This window comes from Saccharothrix ecbatanensis (assembly GCF_014205015.1).
Lineage (GTDB): Bacteria > Actinomycetota > Actinomycetes > Mycobacteriales > Pseudonocardiaceae > Actinosynnema > Actinosynnema ecbatanense.
In genome coordinates, this window is sequence record NZ_JACHMO010000001.1 from 976,791 (window position 1) to 994,800 (window position 18,010).

14 protein-coding genes and 1 pseudogene are annotated in these 18,010 nt (G+C 68.3%); 7 read left to right on the top strand and 8 right to left on the bottom strand.

The genetic code is table 11. The annotated features are described in order from the left end of the window. Positions 1–59: 59 nt before the first annotated feature. From F4560_RS04410 to F4560_RS04420, 3 genes are read right to left on the bottom strand one after another with little or no spacing between them, the layout of a single operon-like run. Positions 60–239 (bottom strand): hypothetical protein, encoded by a 180-nt coding sequence (locus tag F4560_RS04410; RefSeq protein ID WP_184916549.1) that lies wholly within the window; start codon positions 237–239, stop codon positions 60–62. Beyond that, positions 236–1,231 carry an SU10 major capsid protein gene (locus F4560_RS04415; protein WP_184916552.1) on the bottom strand — a complete coding sequence of 332 codons (996 nt, stop codon included), beginning with the start codon at positions 1,229–1,231 and terminating at the stop codon, positions 236–238. The genes F4560_RS04410 and F4560_RS04415 overlap by 4 nt, the downstream gene beginning before the upstream one ends. 16 nt (positions 1,232–1,247) lie before the next feature. Continuing rightward, the gene (locus F4560_RS04420; RefSeq protein WP_184916555.1) at positions 1,248–1,595 is read right to left on the bottom strand and encodes a hypothetical protein; all 348 of its coding nucleotides are present in this window, start codon (positions 1,593–1,595) and stop codon (positions 1,248–1,250) included. Between the two features lie 374 nt (positions 1,596–1,969). Here F4560_RS04420 and F4560_RS04425 point away from each other — a divergent pair, with 374 nt between their 5' ends. After that, entirely contained in the window at positions 1,970–2,176 is a 207-nt protein-coding gene (locus F4560_RS04425) for a hypothetical protein (protein ID WP_184916558.1), read from the top strand. A 53-nt stretch (positions 2,177–2,229) separates the two neighbouring features. Here the strand turns inward: F4560_RS04425 and F4560_RS04430 are convergent, their stop codons facing one another. From F4560_RS04430 to F4560_RS04445, 4 genes are all read right to left on the bottom strand, one after another. After that, entirely contained in the window at positions 2,230–2,856 is a 627-nt protein-coding gene (locus F4560_RS04430) for a hypothetical protein (protein WP_184916560.1), read from the bottom strand. A gap of 659 nt (positions 2,857–3,515) precedes the next feature. Further along, the gene (locus F4560_RS04435; protein ID WP_184916565.1) at positions 3,516–4,037 is read right to left on the bottom strand and encodes a DUF6907 domain-containing protein; all 522 of its coding nucleotides are present in this window, start codon (positions 4,035–4,037) and stop codon (positions 3,516–3,518) included. A 298-nt stretch (positions 4,038–4,335) separates the two neighbouring features. Beyond that, positions 4,336–7,980, bottom strand: a complete 3,645-nt coding sequence (locus tag F4560_RS04440; RefSeq protein ID WP_184916568.1) for an AAA family ATPase — start codon at positions 7,978–7,980, stop codon at positions 4,336–4,338. After that, positions 7,977–9,221, bottom strand: coding sequence for a metallophosphoesterase family protein (locus F4560_RS04445; RefSeq protein WP_184916571.1), 1,245 nt, complete (start codon positions 9,219–9,221; stop codon positions 7,977–7,979). The genes F4560_RS04440 and F4560_RS04445 overlap by 4 nt, the downstream gene beginning before the upstream one ends. 472 nt (positions 9,222–9,693) lie before the next feature. Here F4560_RS04445 and F4560_RS04450 point away from each other — a divergent pair, with 472 nt between their 5' ends. From F4560_RS04450 to F4560_RS44075, 5 genes and pseudogenes are all read left to right on the top strand, one after another. Further along, entirely contained in the window at positions 9,694–11,787 is a 2,094-nt protein-coding gene (locus F4560_RS04450; RefSeq protein WP_312868433.1) for a tellurite resistance TerB family protein, read from the top strand. Continuing rightward, the gene (locus F4560_RS04455) at positions 11,784–13,106 is read left to right on the top strand and encodes an ATP-binding protein (protein WP_184916576.1); all 1,323 of its coding nucleotides are present in this window, start codon (positions 11,784–11,786) and stop codon (positions 13,104–13,106) included. Before F4560_RS04450 ends, F4560_RS04455 begins: the two co-directional genes overlap by 4 nt. Next, positions 13,081–15,909, top strand: a complete 2,829-nt coding sequence (locus F4560_RS04460) for a DEAD/DEAH box helicase (protein ID WP_184916579.1) — start codon at positions 13,081–13,083, stop codon at positions 15,907–15,909. Before F4560_RS04455 ends, F4560_RS04460 begins: the two co-directional genes overlap by 26 nt. Before the next feature lie 628 nt (positions 15,910–16,537). Beyond that, positions 16,538–16,597: pseudogene (locus tag F4560_RS46805) on the top strand (hypothetical protein); the annotation flags it as partial. Between the two features lie 506 nt (positions 16,598–17,103). Beyond that, entirely contained in the window at positions 17,104–17,307 is a 204-nt protein-coding gene (locus F4560_RS44075; protein WP_246478107.1) for a tyrosine-type recombinase/integrase, read from the top strand. A 186-nt stretch (positions 17,308–17,493) separates the two neighbouring features. On the opposite strand, the gene F4560_RS04470 is transcribed toward F4560_RS44075, so the two are convergent. Beyond that, complete coding sequence (locus F4560_RS04470; RefSeq protein WP_184916582.1) at positions 17,494–17,724, bottom strand: hypothetical protein; 231 nt, start codon at positions 17,722–17,724, stop codon at positions 17,494–17,496. Between the two features lie 110 nt (positions 17,725–17,834). Between F4560_RS04470 and F4560_RS04475 the strand changes: the two genes are divergently transcribed. After that, entirely contained in the window at positions 17,835–17,987 is a 153-nt protein-coding gene (locus F4560_RS04475; RefSeq protein ID WP_184916585.1) for a hypothetical protein, read from the top strand. Positions 17,988–18,010 lie beyond the last annotated feature (23 nt).

An 18,010-nucleotide genomic window follows, 5' to 3' on the forward strand; every position in this document is an offset into this window, starting at 1 on the left:
GGTCGGTTGCTCCTACTTGATCGTGCCGCACCACCGAACCGTCACGACGCCGAACGTGTCTATTCGGTGGTGGGAGTACGAGGTGGACGACCGCCGGCCGCGCGGATGCAGAGATCGGCGGGCAGGGCGCCCAGGGCCTCGATGATGATCTTGTCGGTCACTTCGGCCTCGCCGTCGGTGAACCTCACGCCCAGGTCGTGGATCACGAGCTGCTTGTAGCGGTTGCTGGTGAACTTCACGCACCACCGCCTGTCGGGCCGGTTGTGAGGTTGGTGGTCTTGCCGTGTGCGATCTCCGGCCCGTACTCCAGGCTGATCTCGCCGTAGATCTGCGCCCGGTCCGTGCTGCCGGTCTTGGCGAGCGGTTCGGAGAACAGGAATCCCTGTCCGGGCTTTTCCAGCAGTACCGGGGCACACTGGTCGAGGCTGACCACCTGCACCGTGTCGGTGGGCATGTACCGGTTGAGCATGATGTTGACGCGGCCGAAGTCGGTTTCGATTGTGGACACCGCGACGCCGCCGACGTTGCGGGTCTCCTCGCGGTAGTTCTTCTTGGTGACGAACTCGTTGGTGAGCTGCCGCTTCTGCCAGGCGTTGCACATCAGCGTGGCCGTCTCGCTGATCTGGATGCCGCCGTTCTCCCACACCTTCTGCATCAGGTCGATGATCAGCGCCTCGGTCAGCGGCTGCGGGGTGGCGTTGGTGATGACGTTGGTGCGGGTGGCCTCCAGGATGCCCCGCGTTTTGCGCACCGTGGAGTTGTCGGTGGGCTCCTGGTACTTGCCGATCAGGAACGTCAACTCGACGTCGCGGGCGATCTGCACGAGCGCCTGGCGGGTCTGCCAGTCCATCTCGTTCGGCACGGCGTTGGTGCCGTCGATCGCGGCGGCGTTCGGGTTGGCCGCCCAGGTCCCGGCGAACATGTTCTGCGTCGACTGCCGGGTGTAGGTGATGCCGACGGTTTCCTGGTGGATTTCCAGAACGTTGCGGTCTTGGCCCCGAATGCGGGTCTCGGCGGGCGGGGCGTCCGCACCCTCCAGGCGCTGGCGGTTGGGGTCGGGCGGGCGCAGGTCGTACACGGTCCAGGTGTGCACGATTGCGTTCGCCCGCCGCCCGCCGGTCAGACCGCCGATCGAGGACAGGAACGACGTGTCCGTGGGCGTGAGGCCGAACAGCTCGCCGACGTAGTTGGGACTGTTGTAGGTGTTCGCTATCGCGGCGATACCGGGCAACGATTCTCCTTACGGGTCAAGGGATACGGGGTGCCGCCGTGCGGTCCTGCTCGGCGAGACGCTGGTTCTTCAGCGAGATGGCCGTGGCCCAGTCGCTACGCGCCTCGGCCTCGCGGATCTGCTCGGCGACACCGGACGGCCCGCCCTGCCGTTGCCCCTGCGACGGGTCGGGCGCAGGTCGGCGCGGCCCGTCGACGCGGGCCAGGTGCGGGCGTTGGGCGAGCACCGCGGCGAGGTCGGCGGTGATGGCGGCGGTGTCGACCGTGCCGTCCTCGCCGAGGTAGCGGTCCCGGTTGTCCAGGTAGCGCGGAGCGTCGGTCGGATCGGCCCAGCCGGACGCGGCGGCGCGGATCTCCGCGTCCACCGCCGTGCGGCGCAGCGCGGCGAGCTGCGCTTCGGCGGCCGTCGCGCGCTCGGCGGCCTTCTCCGCGTCGGTCTTGTTCGCCGCCTCGATCTCGTCCAGGCGGCGGGCCTTCTCGCGGTTCTCCCGCGCCTTGGCCTCCGCACCGGTCAGCTTCGTGCGGGCCTCCTCGTACAGCGCCCGGTAATCAGGCTCGGCGTCCTTCCCGGTGCCCTCGGCCGGGTGGGGACGGGGCGGGCGGTTCAGCGGCCGGTGGAGGGGCTGAGGGCGGCTGTGCGGGCGGTTCCGGGGCGGGTGGGGTGGTCGGGTTGTCGGACAGGGCGGAAACCCCCTTTCGTGTGACGTGCGCAGCCGGGCGGACGTGGGAAGATCCGCGCGTGAACAACCGGCCGGTGCGCACGCTCGCTGTCGCGGCGCTGCTCGCCACCTCGGCCGGCGCCCAGGTCATGGCCGGTGTGGATGGCGGTCTCACCGTTGCGCAGGTGGCCTGGTTAGCGGGAACCGTCCTGGCCGCAGGAGCGGCCGGACTCTTGACTGGCTCGCCCGTCGAAAGAAAAAAAGGGCTCGTCTATCTACCTAGATAGATCGGCTTCAAAAACGCTGAAGTTGACCTTGCCAACCTGTGTGACCTGCGTGCCTACCTGAGGTAGCCGAAGCGGCGTAGCTGCCGCACCAGCTCGGCCTGGTCTTCACCCACGGTGTTGACGAGTTGGGCGGCGGTGGGCCGGGGCACCTGGGAGCGCCGGTACCGGCCGCTGTTCTTGGCCAGTTCGCCGCGCTGCTGGCCGATGCCCCGGCTGGTGATCGCCTCGCGGGTGAACTCGTATCCGCCAGCCACGTAGACCTGGTTGCGACGGCGGGCGTTGACCACGCGGCCGATGTCGGCACCGGCCCGGATCGCGGCGGCCTCGCCCTTGCCGAACGCCTTGTCCTGCTGGGCGAGGGTCATCCCGTCGAACAGTGCTCGTGGGCTGTCGGAGCTGCCGCCCTCGCGCCACTGCTCCGAGGTCACCGGCCGCATCGAGCAGTCACAGCGCGGGTGCCGCAGGAACCCGGTCGAGTACCGGTACAACCGGCCCGACAGCAGGATGCAGCGCCCGCACGCGGGCAGGGTCACCACCCGCTCGTACCCGGCGATGTCGGGTTCGACCACCGCGCCGACGTGCAGCGCGAGGCGGGCGGTGTCGTTGGTCTCGGTGGACACGTAGGTCAGCAGCTTCGCCAGGCCGGGCTTCGGTCTCGGGCACGTCGGCGGCGCGGGCACGGCGGTAGAAGCCGAACGCGAAGTCCGTCAACGCCGAGATCAACAGCCCGTTGGCGGCCAGGCCGACGAACGCCGAGGCCACCAGCAGCGCGAGCGGAGCCGACACCGCGCCCACAGCCAGCAGCGTGCCCGCGATGTAGAGCGGTGCCAGCGCCGCCGACTCCTGCTGCGCCTCCTCCACCGCCGCTACGATCTGCGGTCGGATCTCCTCCACCCAGGAGGCGAACGGGTCGCGCGGGTCGAGCTGCCGCCAGGCGGACTGGGCCTGGTCCACGGCCACGCGGACGATGCGCTGCTGTGTCAAAGATATGGGGTCCGGCTCTGACCTGCGCTTTCTCGACTGGCGCAGGTCAGAGCCGGTCGTTCCTCACGGTCAAGCCGAGTTCCGGCAACTTCCACCGCGTTCCGGTCGCCGCCAGATCGCCGTTTGATCTTGCTTGTGGTTGGTCGATCAGCGAGCAGCTCATCGGATCTCCGCGTGGGTCGGTTGGCTGCGACCTCCGATCACTCAATGCGTCGTAGTCGGTCGTCCGCTGCTGAAGCTCCACCACTGCTCGCGCGACGCTCCTCCTTGCGGACCGGGCAAGCGTGGATTTGGCCCGAACCGGTACCGATGTCTGCCAAGGTGATCCTGCTGTCGGCCAGGTGGAGGCGGCTGGTCACGCAGCCTTGATGGACGGCGCCATCTTCGGAGCAATAGAGGTCAAGTTGGCGGCCTCCATCAACACCTTGGCCAAGGTGCGAGCTTCTGCGGGTGTGAGGTGCCAGCCTTTCGCGGTCTCGCCCAGTCCGCACCAGATCATGGCACGATGCTCACGGACCATCTGGCGGATGTGGAGCGCGACGTACTCCGGTTGAAACGGCCCCTTCGACAGGTCGCCGTAGGTTTCCGCCTTCTCGTTGATCAACGGCACCCTGCCCTGCCAAGAAGAATAGTGACCACGATCATCGGGGTGGTCATTGTCCGCGTGTAGCCCGTCACACCACGGCGGGCAAGGTGAATCCAGCCAGAAAACCTTGCGCTCGCACATCATGCGATCTTCTTCTGAACAGGCAACCAGCGTCGTGTCGGTACTATTTTCGACTACTTTCAGATTGACCGGAACGCGTCCGCAGTGGATGCAACTGACGCCCGATAGTTGGTCCTTGGTGAGCTTGTCGTATGCAATGCCATCCGTCATTTTTGTGCTCCCTTTGTGTGGCGATATGTTGGTTTGCATGTTTCGACTACGGTTGAGTGGTGCTGTGCATCAAATGGATCCTGATTAATCGTCTTGTGGTACATACGGCGATTGGTCGTCCTCGCCGTAGCGCTGAACGGGTGCTGCCCGCTGGGCTGAACGGGTGTCGTGAGGCCGCCGCTGACCGCGTGACGCGGACTGCCTCTCACTCGAGAGGAGGCGGTGTCCGCTGGCCGGAGACGGGACAGCTCGGACGGTCGTGCAAGAAGTGGTCCACTGCACCCGCTGGCGCGTGTGATCAGCCGTGAGTGGCTTCGTAGGCGTCGACGAGGTCCTGAGAGATCCGGCCGCGATCGGCCACCGGCCTGCCGGTTTGGCGCGCCCACGCCCGGACCAGTGTCGGGTCGACCGTCCTCGTGGCGCGCGGCGCGGGTTCCGGTTGGTTCCCAATCACGATGCGCTCGCGCGCGGCGTCGCGGATCTCCTGCGGGGTGCGCGTCGAATCGATCGGGGGCGGGACGACCAGTTCGGCGACGGTGAGGTTGTCCAACTCCAGGCCTTCCGCGACCTGTCGGATGTGAGTGTGGTGGCTGAAGACGACGATCTGCCACTGGCGTGCGAGCCGTGCCATCACCTTGAGCGTTGCTGCGGCCCTGGCGTCGTCGAAAGTCATCAGCACGTCGTCGAGGACGACCGGCAGCGTCGGGAGCCCGCGGGTCCGCCTGTCGTCCTGCAACGACTCGATGCCGGCCAGGCGGAGGGCGAGGAACGCCTGGTCGGCCGTCCCTTCCGACAGCTCGTCCGGTTTCCGGGGGCGCTCATCGGCACCGACGATGCGCAACGACCGCCCGTTGGCGTCGCTGTACGTGTGCAGGGCGACATAACGCCCTCCGGTCAACTCTTCGAGGATGCGCCCGGCGGTGTCGAGCAGCGGTGAGGCGTGCTCCCGCTCGTACGCCTCCAACTCGTCGCGCAGGACCGTGCGCTGGATCTCGGCGACCAGGTACTCCTCGACCTCGTCGGCCAGCGCGGCCAGTCGTTCGTGCGCTTTGGCGTGCAGTTCGGCGGCGCCGGGCCGGGTGATCAGCGCTTGGTGGCGTTGGGAGAGCTCGCCGTAACGGCGTAGCGCTGCTTCGTGCGTCTCGTCGGCGTCCTCGTACCGCTGCCGCGCAGTGTCGACGTCGATGCGCAGTTGTTCCTCGTCGACATCGCTCAACTCGGCGACCAACTGCCGCAGGTCGGTTCGCGGCAGCGCGATGCGCACCACTTCGCTGTGCTGGTTGACGTCGGTCGACAGGCTGGCCAGTTCCTCGCCGCGTTCAGCCGCGGCGTCGAGGTCCGAAGCGTCGGTCCGGCGACGCAAGTCGTCCAGAGCGGCGACGGCCAGAAGCCGTTGCCCGGCGTGCTCTTCGAGCTTTCGGCGCAACGAGTCGAGCCTGTCCGCGAGGTTGTCCGCAGTGCCCTTGGCCTCCAACGCCGACTGGACCCGCGCAGACAGGGTGTCGAGCGCGTCGGTGATGCCGTCCTCCTCGACACCCGAACGTGCGGTGAGTGCCGCCAGATCCTCCACGAACCCCTGATGCCGTTCAGCCAGCTGTCGTGCCCGTGCACGGAGGCCGGTCGCGGTGACGTGTGACGCGCGGGCTCGCGCGACGATGTCGCGCCGCCGGTACCACCCGGTCGGGCTCAGATCGGGGAGCTGGGCGGCGGCCAAAGCTGTCCGCCACCGGTCAGCTGACCAGTCCCGCTGCGAACGTGCCCGTTCGAGTTCCCGCTCCGCCTCCTGCCGGATGGTCCGCACGTTCTGCGCGACCGCACGTGCTTCGCGTGCGTAGTCGTCCTCGGCCAGCAGCCGCCTCGCTGCTTCGAGCAGGCTGTCCAGATCCGCCTCGGGCCGAGGTCGTCCCGCCCGAGCGAGTACTTCCGCCAGGTAGTTGCGCCGCTCCTCGACCGCCGGCCGCAGGTCCTCGGCGGTGCGGCTCGCGGTGACCTCCTGCCCTTCGGCCGTGAGCGCTCCGGCCAGCGACTCGTGGAGCACGAGCGCATCGCTGACGGGCGGATGCGGAACGCCAACCGGTTTCCAGATGGCCTCCCACGCCTGGCAGGCCGCTGTGTACGCGCGTTCTGCTTCCGCGACCTTCGATCCGGCGGCGACCGCCTCGGCACGGGTCTTCGCCAGTTCGGCGGTCAGGATTCTGCGTCGTGCCACCATCTCGACGTGCTCCGCGAGCAGGTCGCCGACGCGGTCGGCCTCGCGCACGGCGCGTTCGACCTCCACCGGCAGACCGGGCGCTCGCGCGGGCGGTTGACCCTCCAGCCAAGCGCGCACGACCTCGGTGATCAGTTCGTCGCGTGCCGCACGGGCAGCCGTCACCTCTGCAGGGTCCGGGACGTGGTGCAGTTCGTCCCCCGACAGTTGCCGTTGGACATCGGCCGACCGCCGTTCGACGTCGTCCAGTTCTCGACGGGCCGTCCGGATGACACCGTCGGAATCCGAGATTTCGTCGCAGGCGCCTATCACCGACTCGCGGGATGGCAGTGCCCCGAGACGCGTGTGTGCGGGCAGGCCCACCGTCGTGAGAAGGCGGGCGTGCTCGTGTCGCGCATCCGCCACCGCTTCAGCAGCGCGCCGGAAAGCGGTCACCACCGAATCCTCGGCCTCGATGGCACTCACCACTTCACGCAGTGACGCGACGATCTGCACGTCCGGCGCCTCCGCGTTGGGCGTAGCGGGTTCGCGGTCACCTGCGGCTTCTACCTGGCGTTGTCGCTCGGCCACGACGGCGTCCGCCTGGACGAACGCCTCCGCTGCGGCATCCAACTCGGCGACGCGATCCTCGCCGACCCACAGCGTGCTCAGCAGCACGTCGACCGGCTGGTCGACGTTGCCGGTCAGGTCGACCAGCAGCGCGCGGGTGCCCGCGTCGCTTTCATCGGCTTCCGCTAGGCAGACCCGGGCCTGCTCCGCGTCGTCCAGTCTGGCTGCGGACTCTCGCTTCAGGCGCTCCACCAGGTCGCGGTCCCCGAGGGCGGGGTCCTCGGAAGCGATGCCGGCCAGCTGCGCGGACGTCGCGGCGATCTCGCCCTCGATGTCGACGATTGCACTGTCGGTGAGGTGGAGTCGTGCTGCGGTCCCGGCGTGGAGTGCGAGATCTTCGGCGTCCAGGCAAGGCCCTGCCGACCGCAGGGTTGCGATCCTGGCTTCGGCTTGAGCAAGCTGCCGGACCCTGTCGACCACCCGTAGCCGCGCCTCCTGGTCGGTCAGCCCGGCGACGGCGGCATCCTTGACCCTCCTGGTCCGCTCGACGTCCTCGCCGACCTGGCGCAGCACCTCGCGGATGGCAGTGACGTCGGCGGCGAGCGCAGTGGCTTCCTCCACGTCGTGGACCGCCTGTTCGTACTCGGCGATTGCACGACGTGCCCGAACGGTCTTGTTCCCCCGGTGCTCCTTGTACAGCGAGTCGGCACGCGCCGAGAGCGAGTCCAGCAGGTGGTGCACCGACAGCCCGCTGCGCGCTCGGAAGATCAGGGACGCGAGGTCGCCTTCACCCTTGAACAGGTGCTCCCCGCCCTTGCGCAGCTCCTCGTGAGACAGGCCGAACGAGGTCCGCCACCGGCCGCGATCGTCCCCGTCCCCCTGCCACACCGCGGGAACCACCCTGTGCGTGGTGGTGTCGACCAACCCGCTCGCACTTCGCTCGACGGGGACCTCGGTGCCATCGGGCAGGACGAGCACCGCGCTGACGGCCAGTTCCTGCCGGCGGAAGTGGAAGGCGCGCTTCGAGGACTGCGGTATCGACCACAGCAGGTCGGCCAACGCGTCGAGCGCGGTGGACTTGCCGGTCTCGTTGGGGCCGAGCACCACGCTCAGACCGGTGCCGAGTTCGATCGTCCGGTTCCGGAACGCGCCGTAGCTGTCCAGCGTGAGCAGCCGAACCCTCATCGGTCCTCCCCGGTGGTCATCTTGGCGACCAGGCCGTTCATCGCCGCCGCAGTGATCCGCTCCAGCACGACGGGGTCGTTGAGGTCCAGCGGGCTGTCCTTGTGCAGCACCCGGCCGAAATCGCGCTTGAGCGGTGCGGTCAGCCTGTCAACCAAAGGGCTGTCGTGACCCAGGTCCTCCGCCCTGCGGAGCACCGCTTCGATCAGCCGGTCGTTCGCCCGGTCACCGGCCCGGGGCATGCGCGCGTGGGAAGCGGCCTTCTCCACTGTGACGCCCGCGCGGACGCCGGATGCCCGTACCTCTTGGACCAACCGTTCGCGATCGCTCAACGCTCCCGCCGCCCGGGTCGTCCCGGTCACCGTCACCCTGGCGACCAGCGGACGGCCTTCGGCGGCGACACGGGCGTCGGCCAGGCTCGTCTCCACCGTGTCGAGCACTTCGTCGAACGTCCCGTGCCCGGACGCGTCGACCTCGATCCGCTCCCAGCGAGCCACGTCGAGTGCGACGAACCTCGGATTTGCGGGCTCGTCGCGGTCCAGGTCGACCACCAGAGCACCCTTGGGGCCGGTCTCGTTGGCGTGCCTGCCCTGTAGGTTGCCGGAGAACGCTGCGACCCACTGGCCGCCGTTCACCACCCGCCGCTGATGGACGTGGCCGAGCGCGAAGTATTCGTACCTGGGCTTGAGCAGGTCCGACGGGTCGCACGGTGCGTAGGTGTCGTGGCCCTCTGCGCCGGATACCGCCGTGTGCAGGATGCCGACGTTCACCATGCCGTGGACGCGGTCGGGATAGGCCAGCGCCAGGTTCTTCGTGACGGCCCGCGTGGCGAACCCCTGGCCGTGCACGGCCAAGCCGAGGTTCTCGTCAATCACGGTTTCGGCCTTGTCCACGTCCAGCACGGTCACGTTGTCGGGCAGCCGCACGGCCTTGGTGACCACGCTGGCCGCGTCGTGGTTGCCCGCGGCCATGAACACCCGCACGTCGTGGTCGTTCAGGAAGTCCATCTGCTCGGCGAAGAACCGGCCGGTGGCGTAGTCGGGCCAGTCGCCGTCGTAGATGTCGCCGGCCAGCACGAGCGCGACCGCTTTCTCGTCGACGGTCAACCGCACCAAGTTCTTCAGCGCCTGCCGCGAAGCCTGGCGCAATTGATGGGCGATGTCCTCCTTGACGAACCCGCCCAACCCCCGCAGCGGGCTGTCGAGGTGGATGTCCGCCGCGTGCACGATCCGTACCCCGGTCACCGTTGCACGCTCCGGAGTTTCGTGTGGATCGCGGGCAGCGGGACCAGGTGGCGATCATGCAAAGGAATCATGGCTCGCACATCGCAGCCCTTCACGGCAGCGCTACATCGACCTTCCACACGATTGGGTGAGTAACACTCGCGTATTGGCTCGTTGCTGCGACAAGGCGAAAGTGTCACCGGAGTAATTCACCCATTCGGCCGCTAACGCTGGGTCGAACTGACGCGACGTAGCCGCTGTCACCGATTAGAACGACCGTCCGTGTGCACGCAGCGCGAGTTAAGGGGTCCGAGTGGGGCTGTTGGGCCGAGTGCGGCAGCTGTTCGAGGGCAAGCCCGCTTTCGTGGCGCCACCGCGACCCGCGCCGCCGCCGGCAGTACCCGTGCCGCCACCGGTGCCCGTGTCGCGTTCGACCCGGACCGGTCCACCACCGCCTTCCCGTCCGCAGCCGGTACCGCGTCGTCAGCCCTCGGTGTCCGCCCCGACTTGGGTACAGGCCGGTGCCACATCATCAGTGGCCGGCCGGTCGCTGCCCGGCGGGATGCTCTACATCGGGAAGTTGTCCCGGGGTGACGCGGTACCCGCTCGGAACGTCGAGGTGATCGACCCGACCTTGCCGATCGACTGGCGCAAGCCCGACTTCGCCGGTCGGGACATGGACTACTGGCCCGCCTACCACTCGATCACGCCTCGCAGCCGGGCCGCGTACCTGCTGTGGCTCGAGGGCGGCAGGTGGGCGCCGGACGCCTACATCGGCTACGTGTTCCTGTACTTCTACGGCCTGGAACGCCGGGCGCTGGTCGATGCGCAGCAGGACCCGGCCGCGCGGGCCGACCTGCCGCGCATCCTCGGCGAGGTCGTGCGCCTGCTGACCGTCTACGGCGACAACTCGTCGTTCCGGCAGTACGCGACCGAGTTCCAACAGGTCCTGCGAGCCCTCATCACCAGGGGAGAGGGGCCCGCGCCCGACCCGGTCGAGCATGACAAGTGGCCCTCGCCGCTCACGCTGCGCGTCGGCATCGGCCGCTTCGCCGCCGAGGGACGTCCCGTCCCGGTGGACTGGGCGTGGTCGTGGGCCATGCTCCACCCCGAGATCTACGCGCGCACGCCCGCGACGCGGTGTCCGAACGAGTTCCGCGCGCTGTTCGCCACTCGCTACCGGGCCCGCCATGCCGACGGCATCAAGGTCCGCCCCCTGAAGAGCCGGGTGGACCTCTCCTACCGCCCTGCCAGTGGCGGGCTGCGGACGACGAGTTGGCACCTGGACGTGCCTGACGTGCTCACCGCCGCCGCGCCGACGAAGGCGCTCAAGGCGCTGATCGAGTCGTGCACCGATGACCTGGACGCCTACAGCCGCCTGATCGGCCGGCAACCCGAGGCGGCGGGGACACTGCCCGCGCTGGCCCTGCTGCCGGACGAACTGTTCACCGGTGACCTCGACGGTCTGCGCCCGGTGCGCGACCTGGTCGACCGGACCCTCCCGGACGATGCATCGCAGGCCCGGTTCGAGCTGGCCGACCTGACCTCGCTGTGGCCGTCCCGCACACCCGGGAAGTTCGCGAAGGCCGACGCGGTCGGACTGGCGCAACTGCTGGACAAGTTCGGCATCGGCATCGAGCCCGACGTGCGCATGGGCGCACCCGTGCAGAGCACGGGACCGGCCGTGCTGTTCCGGGTCACCGCCGCGCAGCCGGCGACCGCGACGCCCGAGTACACGGCCGCCACGACGTTGCTGCACCTCGCCGCGGTCGTCTCGACGGCCGATGACGACGTGTCCGCCGCCGAACGTGACCACCTGGTCTCCCACCTGGAGTCGAGCCTGCACCTGACGCCGGGAGAGCGGATCCGGTTGACCGCCCACCTGGACTGGTTGCTGGCCTCGAAGCTGAAGCTGACCGGGCTCACCAAGCGCCTGGGCGGCCTGACCGACGCGCAACGCGCCCACGTCGCCGAGTTCGCCACCGCGATCGCGGCCGTGGACGGCGTCGTCTCGCCGGGCGAGGTCGACACACTGCGCAAGATCTACAAGCTGCTGGGGCAGGAGCCGGACTCGGTGTACACCGAACTGCACGCTCTCACCGCCGCGTCCACCCGCCCCGCGCCGGCCACCGAACCCGTGGTCGTCGTGCCCGCGGACACCGGCCCGACCGGCTACCTCATCCCGCCACCACCGAAGCCGGAGCCACCGGTCGGCGCCGTGCGGCTCGACCCCGCCTTGGTGGAGGCCAAGATGCGGGAAAGCGCCGCCGTAGCCGCGCTGCTCGCCGACGTCTTCGACGACGAGCCGGAAGAAGCAGCACCACCGCCACCCGCACCTGTTGTCGCGGTGGACCTCGTCGGTTCCCTCGACGCCACCCACTCCACCTTGCTGCGGGAACTGGCCACTCGACCGTCCTGGAGCCGTGCCGACTTCGACGCCCTGTGCGCGAAGGCCGGTCTGCTGCCCGAGGGTGCGCTGGACGTGCTCAACGAAGCGGCGGTCGAGGCCGCCGACGAACCGGTCGTCGAGGACGACGACACCCAGCTCGTGATCAACGACTACGCAATGGGAGAACTGCTCGCATGAACGACACGCGCATCCGCCCCCGCGACCGCGACGCGATCATCCAGTCGCTGCGGGCAGGCGTCGTGCCCCGCTCGGGCCAGCAGCACGTCCAGGTCGGGCGTGCGCGCGAGGTCGAGTCGCTGCTGCGCGACCTCGACAGCGTCGCGGACGGCGGCTCCACGGCCCGCTTCGTCATCGGCGAGTACGGCTCGGGCAAGACGTTCTTCCTGAACCTCATCCGCGCCGCCGCGCTGAAGAAGCGCCTGGTCACGATGCACGCCGACCTCGCGCCCGACCGTCGCCTGCACGCCACCGGCGGCCAGGCCCGCAGCCTCTACGCCGAACTGGCCCGCAACACCTCGACCTCCGCCAAGCCTGACGGCGGCGCGCTGGCAGGCATCGTCGAACGCTTCGTCTCCCAGGCGCTCACCACCGCTCGCGAGCACGGCACGTCACCGGAGAACGTCATCCGGCAGCGCATGGCCGAGCTGTCCGAACTGGTCGGCGGCTACGACTTCGGCACCGTCGTGGAGGCCTACTGGCGTGGCCACGACACCGGCAACGAACAGCTCAAGATCGACGCGGTGCGCTGGCTGCGCGGCGAGTTCACCACCAAGACCGAGGCCCGCGCCGCGCTCGGCGTGCGCACGATCGTGGACGACGCGAGCTTCTACGACCAGCTCAAGCTGCTGTCCCGCTTCGTGCGAATGGCCGGCTACAGCGGCCTGCTGGTCTGTCTGGACGAGATGGTCAACCTCTACAAGCTGACCTCCTCGCAGGCCCGTTCCGCCAACTACGAGCAGATCCTGCGCATCGTCAACGACAGCCTCCAGGGCATCAGCACCCACGTGGGCTTCCTGTTCGGCGGCACGCCGGAGTTCCTCATGGACACCCGCCGCGGCCTGTACGCCTACGAGGCGTTGCAGTCCCGCCTGGCGGAGAACGCCTTCGCCGCCAACGGCTTGGTGGACCATTCCGGTCCGGTGCTGCGGCTGACCAACCTCGCCCAGGAGGACTTCTACGTCCTGCTCACCAAACTGCGCCACGTGTACGCCTCGGGCGACCCGCAGCAGTACCTCGTGCCCGACGAGGCGCTGCACGCGTTCATGCACCACTGCTCGCAGAACATCGGTGACGCCTACTTCCGCACCCCGCGCACTACGATCCGGGAGTTCCTCAACCTGCTGTCCGTGCTGGAGCACAACCCCGGCCAGCCGTGGGAACCACTCGTGGGCGGCGTGCGGTTCGAGGCGGAGTCGAACCCCGACCTCGAACCACTGGAGCCGGCCACGCAGGACGAGTCGAGGGTGGACGATGAGCTGGCCACCTTCCGCCTCTGAGGCCCCACCGGGATCCTCGCAGTTCTTCCGCCTGCACCAGAAGGTCCAGCGCTGGATCCACCGGCAGGGGTGGCCGAAGCTCAACGACGCTCAGGAGCAAGCAATCCCCTTGGTGCTCAAGGGGACCGAGGACGTGATCGTCTCGGCGGCCACCGCGTCGGGCAAGACGGAGGCGGCGTTCCTGCCGATCTGTTCCGCCCTGCTCGACGAGGTTGACGACGGCGGCATCCGGGTGCTCTACGTGTCACCGCTCAAGGCGCTGATCAACGATCAGCACCGCCGCCTCGACGAGTTGTGCGAAGAACTCGACCTGCCGGTACATCGCTGGCACGGCGACGTGCCCGGTTCGGCCAAGGCCAAGGTCCTCAACAAGCCCGACGGCATCCTGCTCATCACGCCGGAGTCACTGGAGGCGATGTTCGTCCTGCGCGGTATGGAGATCGGCTGGTTGCTGCGTGCTCTGCGGTGGGTAGTGATCGACGAGATGCACTCGTTCATGGGCACCGAGCGCGGCGCGCAGCTCCAGTCCTTGCTGCACCGTGTCGAGCTGGCAACCCGGCGTCGCATCCCCCGCATCGGGCTGTCGGCCACTCTGGGCAGCATGGAGTCGGCGCGCGACTACCTGCGTCCGGGCAACGGCCGGAATGTCCACCTCCTAACCGCCTCGCACCAGAGCGGGGACATCAGCGCCATCATCCGCGGGTACGTCCATAAGGCGCCCACCACGGAGGATGAGGAATCCGACGAGGGCACCTCCGTCGAGCGAATCTGCGAACATGTATTCACCACCCTGCGTGGCGGCAACAACCTCGTGTTCTTCGACCGGCGCGGCGACGTCGAGCTGTACGCCGACCGGCTGCGCCGCCGCAGCGAGGAACGTGCCGTGCCCAACGAGTTCTTCCCCCACCACGGAAGCCTCGCCAAAGACGTGCGCGAGCACGTCGAAGACCTGCTCAAGAGCAACCGGCCCGTCACCGTGATGTGCACCTCCACGCTGGAGATGGGCATCGACATCGGCACCCTCACCTCCGTCGCCCAGGTCGGGGCACCACCCTCGGTCGCGAGCCTGCGCCAGCGCATCGGCCGCTCCGGACGTCGTGGCGAGCCCGCCGTGCTGCGCATGTACGTGACCGCCCAGGAGATCGACGCCGACATCGCGCCCCAGGACGAGCTGCGTGCCGAGCTGTTCCAGGCCGTGGCGATGATGAGCCTGCTGTCCGAGCGCTGGTACGAGCCCGCAGACACATCCTCGCTGCACCTGTCCACGCTCATCCAGCAGATCATGTCCGTCATCGCCCAGCACCAAGGCGCCCGCCCGGCCGAGCTGTTCCAAGCGCTATGCATCTCCGGATCGTTCGCGCACGTCGACGAGACCACCTTCGCCACCCTGCTGCGCGACCTCGGTCAAGCCGAACTCGTCCAGCAGGAACCCGACGGCCTGCTCCTGCTCGGCAGGGTGGGGGAGCGGATCGTCAACCACTACTCGTTCTACGCGGTCTTCGCGGAGAAGCAGGAGTACCGGCTGGTCCACGGCTCCCGCACCCTCGGCGTTCTGCACGTGACCACACCCACCGAAGTCGGTTCGCTCGTCATCTTCGCGGGCAGGCGCTGGAAGATCGTCTCCGTGGACGACCAGGCGGCCCTGATCCAGGTGGAGCCCTCACACGGCGGACGGGCACCCAAGTTCGCCGGCGGTCGTGCCGAGATCCACGACGAAGTCCGCCGCCGGATGCGCGTCTGGTACGAATCCGACGACGTCCCCGCCTACCTCGACGCCACCGCCCAACGCCTCCTCGACGAAGGCCGCGCGGCCTACCGCCGCTTCGACCTCACCCGAAACCCCGCGCTGGCCAAGGGCAACGACACCATCGTCTTCCCTTGGCGCGGCGATCGCATCCTCAACACCCTGACGGCCTGGCTGACCCGTGCGGGTGTGCCGGCGGTCCGGGACGGCGTCGCCTTCACCGTGCCCAAGTGCACTCCGGCCCAACTGCGCGCGGTCCTCCAGCAACTGTTCCTGGAGGACGACACCACCGCCGAGGACATCGCCGCCGCCCTACCTGACACCGCGGTCGAGAAGCACGACGTCCACCTCGGCAAACCACTGCGCATCCGTGGCTACGCCGCCGGGTGCCTGGACATGGCGGGCGCACGTTCCGCACTTGCCGACCTGGTCGACCGGCTGCCCGAGCACGATGTCGACGTCATCACCGGAATCCCCTTCGCCCCGGCACCTCTCGTCACCACCCCGACGGCCTACGCGGTCGTGGACGTCGAAACCACCGGCTTCGCCGCCTGGGGCAAGGACCGGGTCATCGAGGTAGCGGTCATCCGCGTCGCCCTCGACGGCACCGTCCTCGGCGAGTGGAGCGCACTGGTCGACCCACAACGTCCACTCGCGGCGACCGAAGTCCACGGCATCACCGAGGACGACCTGGCCGGTGCACCCGTGTTCGCCGACGTGGCGCCTACCCTGGCCGCACACTTGGACGGCGCCGTCGTCGTAGCCCACAACGCCTCGTTCGACTTGAGCTTCCTGAATGCGGAGTTCGCCCGCACCACCACCCCACTCACCCTGAGCGCGACGCTGTGCACGATGAAGCTCGACGACCACGTCCACCAGGTGGGTCGCCGCAAACTGCACGACTGCATCACCGCGATCGGCATATGCACCACTCAGGGCACGGCCCACCGAGCCCTCTCCGACGCCAGGGCCACCGCCGACCTGCTGCGGCACTACCTGACCCACACGCCCCACGATGTGCGAAAACTCGTCACCGCGTCCGAGCGCAGCACCTCGTAGGTCCCTGGGCTGCCGAACCGGCCATTCTCGACGAGCTGCTGTTTCTGCTTGTCGAGCATGGACGGAGGTGTTGTTGGTGGGGTATTCGCGGCGGCGTGTGGGTGTGTCTGGTCGGGTTCGGTACACGGCGTATTACTGGGATGCGTGGGGCCGAGAGCGGTCGGCTGGGACGTTCGATCACGTGCGTGATGCCGATCGGGCGTGGCAACGGGCTGAGGTGGACGTGGTGTCGGGTCGGTTCGCCGACGTCAGGAGCGCCCGGCAGTCGTTTGAGCGGTACGTGACGGTGGTGTGGCTGCCATCGCACCTGGTCGAGGCGACCACGCGGCAGACCTACACGCATGTGGTGGAGCGGTATCTGGTGCCGGAGTTCGGTCGGATGCGGATGGATCGGGTGCTTCCGTGTCACGTTCGGGACTTCGTGCACCGGTTGTGCGACGACGGTGTGTCGGCTCAGGTAGTGCAGCGGTGTCGCACCGTGCTCAGTTCGATTTTCACCACGGCGTTGCGGGACCAAGTCGTGGTGCAGCACCCGTGCGTCGGAAGCCGCGGTCCGGTGGTGCCACCGGTCCCACTGCGGGTGTTGGAGCCGGAGGAGTTCGAGTCGCTGCTTGATGCCCTACCCAACATGCGGTGGCGGTTGTTGGTCGAGGTGGCGATCGAGTCGGGTGTGCGGTGGGGTGAGTTGGTCGAGCTGCGGGTGCACGACCTCGATGTGGCGGCTCGTCTGTTGACGGTGGGCAGGACGGTGGAGGAGGTCGAGCCGCGGTTCCATCCGACCGGCGGGCGTTTCCTGGTGAAGGAGTACCCGAAGGATCGGGAGTTCCGTCGACTCCGGCTGGGCCGACAGCTTGTCAGCCGGGTCGCGGCCTACGTTGAGCAATCAGGGCTCGCACCGGGTGACCTGCTGTTCTCCTTCCCGGAGCGTGCGGCGGTCATGGAACCGAGCTCATCCGGCGACGGATTGGATCCGGGCGATCAGGGACGCTGTCGCGTTACTCGGCGCGTGGATGCCGATGTGGAACGTGCCGCGCTGCCTACGCCGGCTACCGGGCCCGGCGGCGTGTGCAGGGCAAGGATTGCCCTCGGCGTGGACGGTGCGTGGACACTGACGGGCACCTACCTCGCAGGTGGTATCTCAGGAATATCTGGAAACCGGCCCTGGCCGCGGCTGGGGTCACGCGTCGGGTGCGGATGTATGACCTGCGGCACGCGCATGCCTCCTGGCTGCTCGCCGGTGGTGCCGACATCCAGACCGTCCGCGAGCGTCTCGGTCACGCCAGCCTGCGGGCCACCGAGAGGTACCTGCACACTCTTGCCGAGTCTGACGAGATGGCCCGAAGCCGCCCTGGTCTCGTGCCGGTCGACTACGAGCAGGCGTGCGGCAACGTCAGATAGTCGAGGCGAGGTTCACGGTCAGGTGACGGTCAAACGCCAGAGGGCCTGTCGGCGATGATCACCGACAGGACCTCTGAGCTGCACTTCTCTGGTGGACGATACTGGGATTGAACCAGTGACCCCTACCGTGTCAAAAAAAAGATATGGGGGTCCGGCTCTGACCTGCGCTTTCTCGACTCGCGCAGGTCAGAGCCGGTTGTTCCCAACGGTTAGGTCGAGTTCTATCGGGTTCCACCGCGTTTGCGTCGCCGCCAGATCGCCGTTCGATCTTGTCGCGACGTCGGTCTTGGGACCTTGATCGCTCGGATGTCCTAAGGTATGCGTGCCCTGGACCGGCGAATTGTCTTCCGCAGCGGTTTCACCGGCGACCAGCTTCATTGGCGAAACCACGTGGATGAACTCACGCAGCGGGACCACCCCTGCTCGCTCGGGCAAGACGGCGTGGTGTCCGGTCCGGTCGTGCCGGACGGACCACCCCACAAGCGAGCGTCAACAGCCTGGTCCAGGCCATATTGGACAGTCCGCACGTGAGCCACGGCTGGCTGAACTCAAGTGATGTCGGACTGCACAAGACCGCCGGCGGACCCGCGGCGAGCGTGACCGACCTCGGGCCGGTCCGTTCGACCCGGTCCGCCGGCCACCTCGACGGCGGCGCCGCCCAGCGAGGCCGCGCGGCATGACCCGGCACCGTTCGTCCCACTTG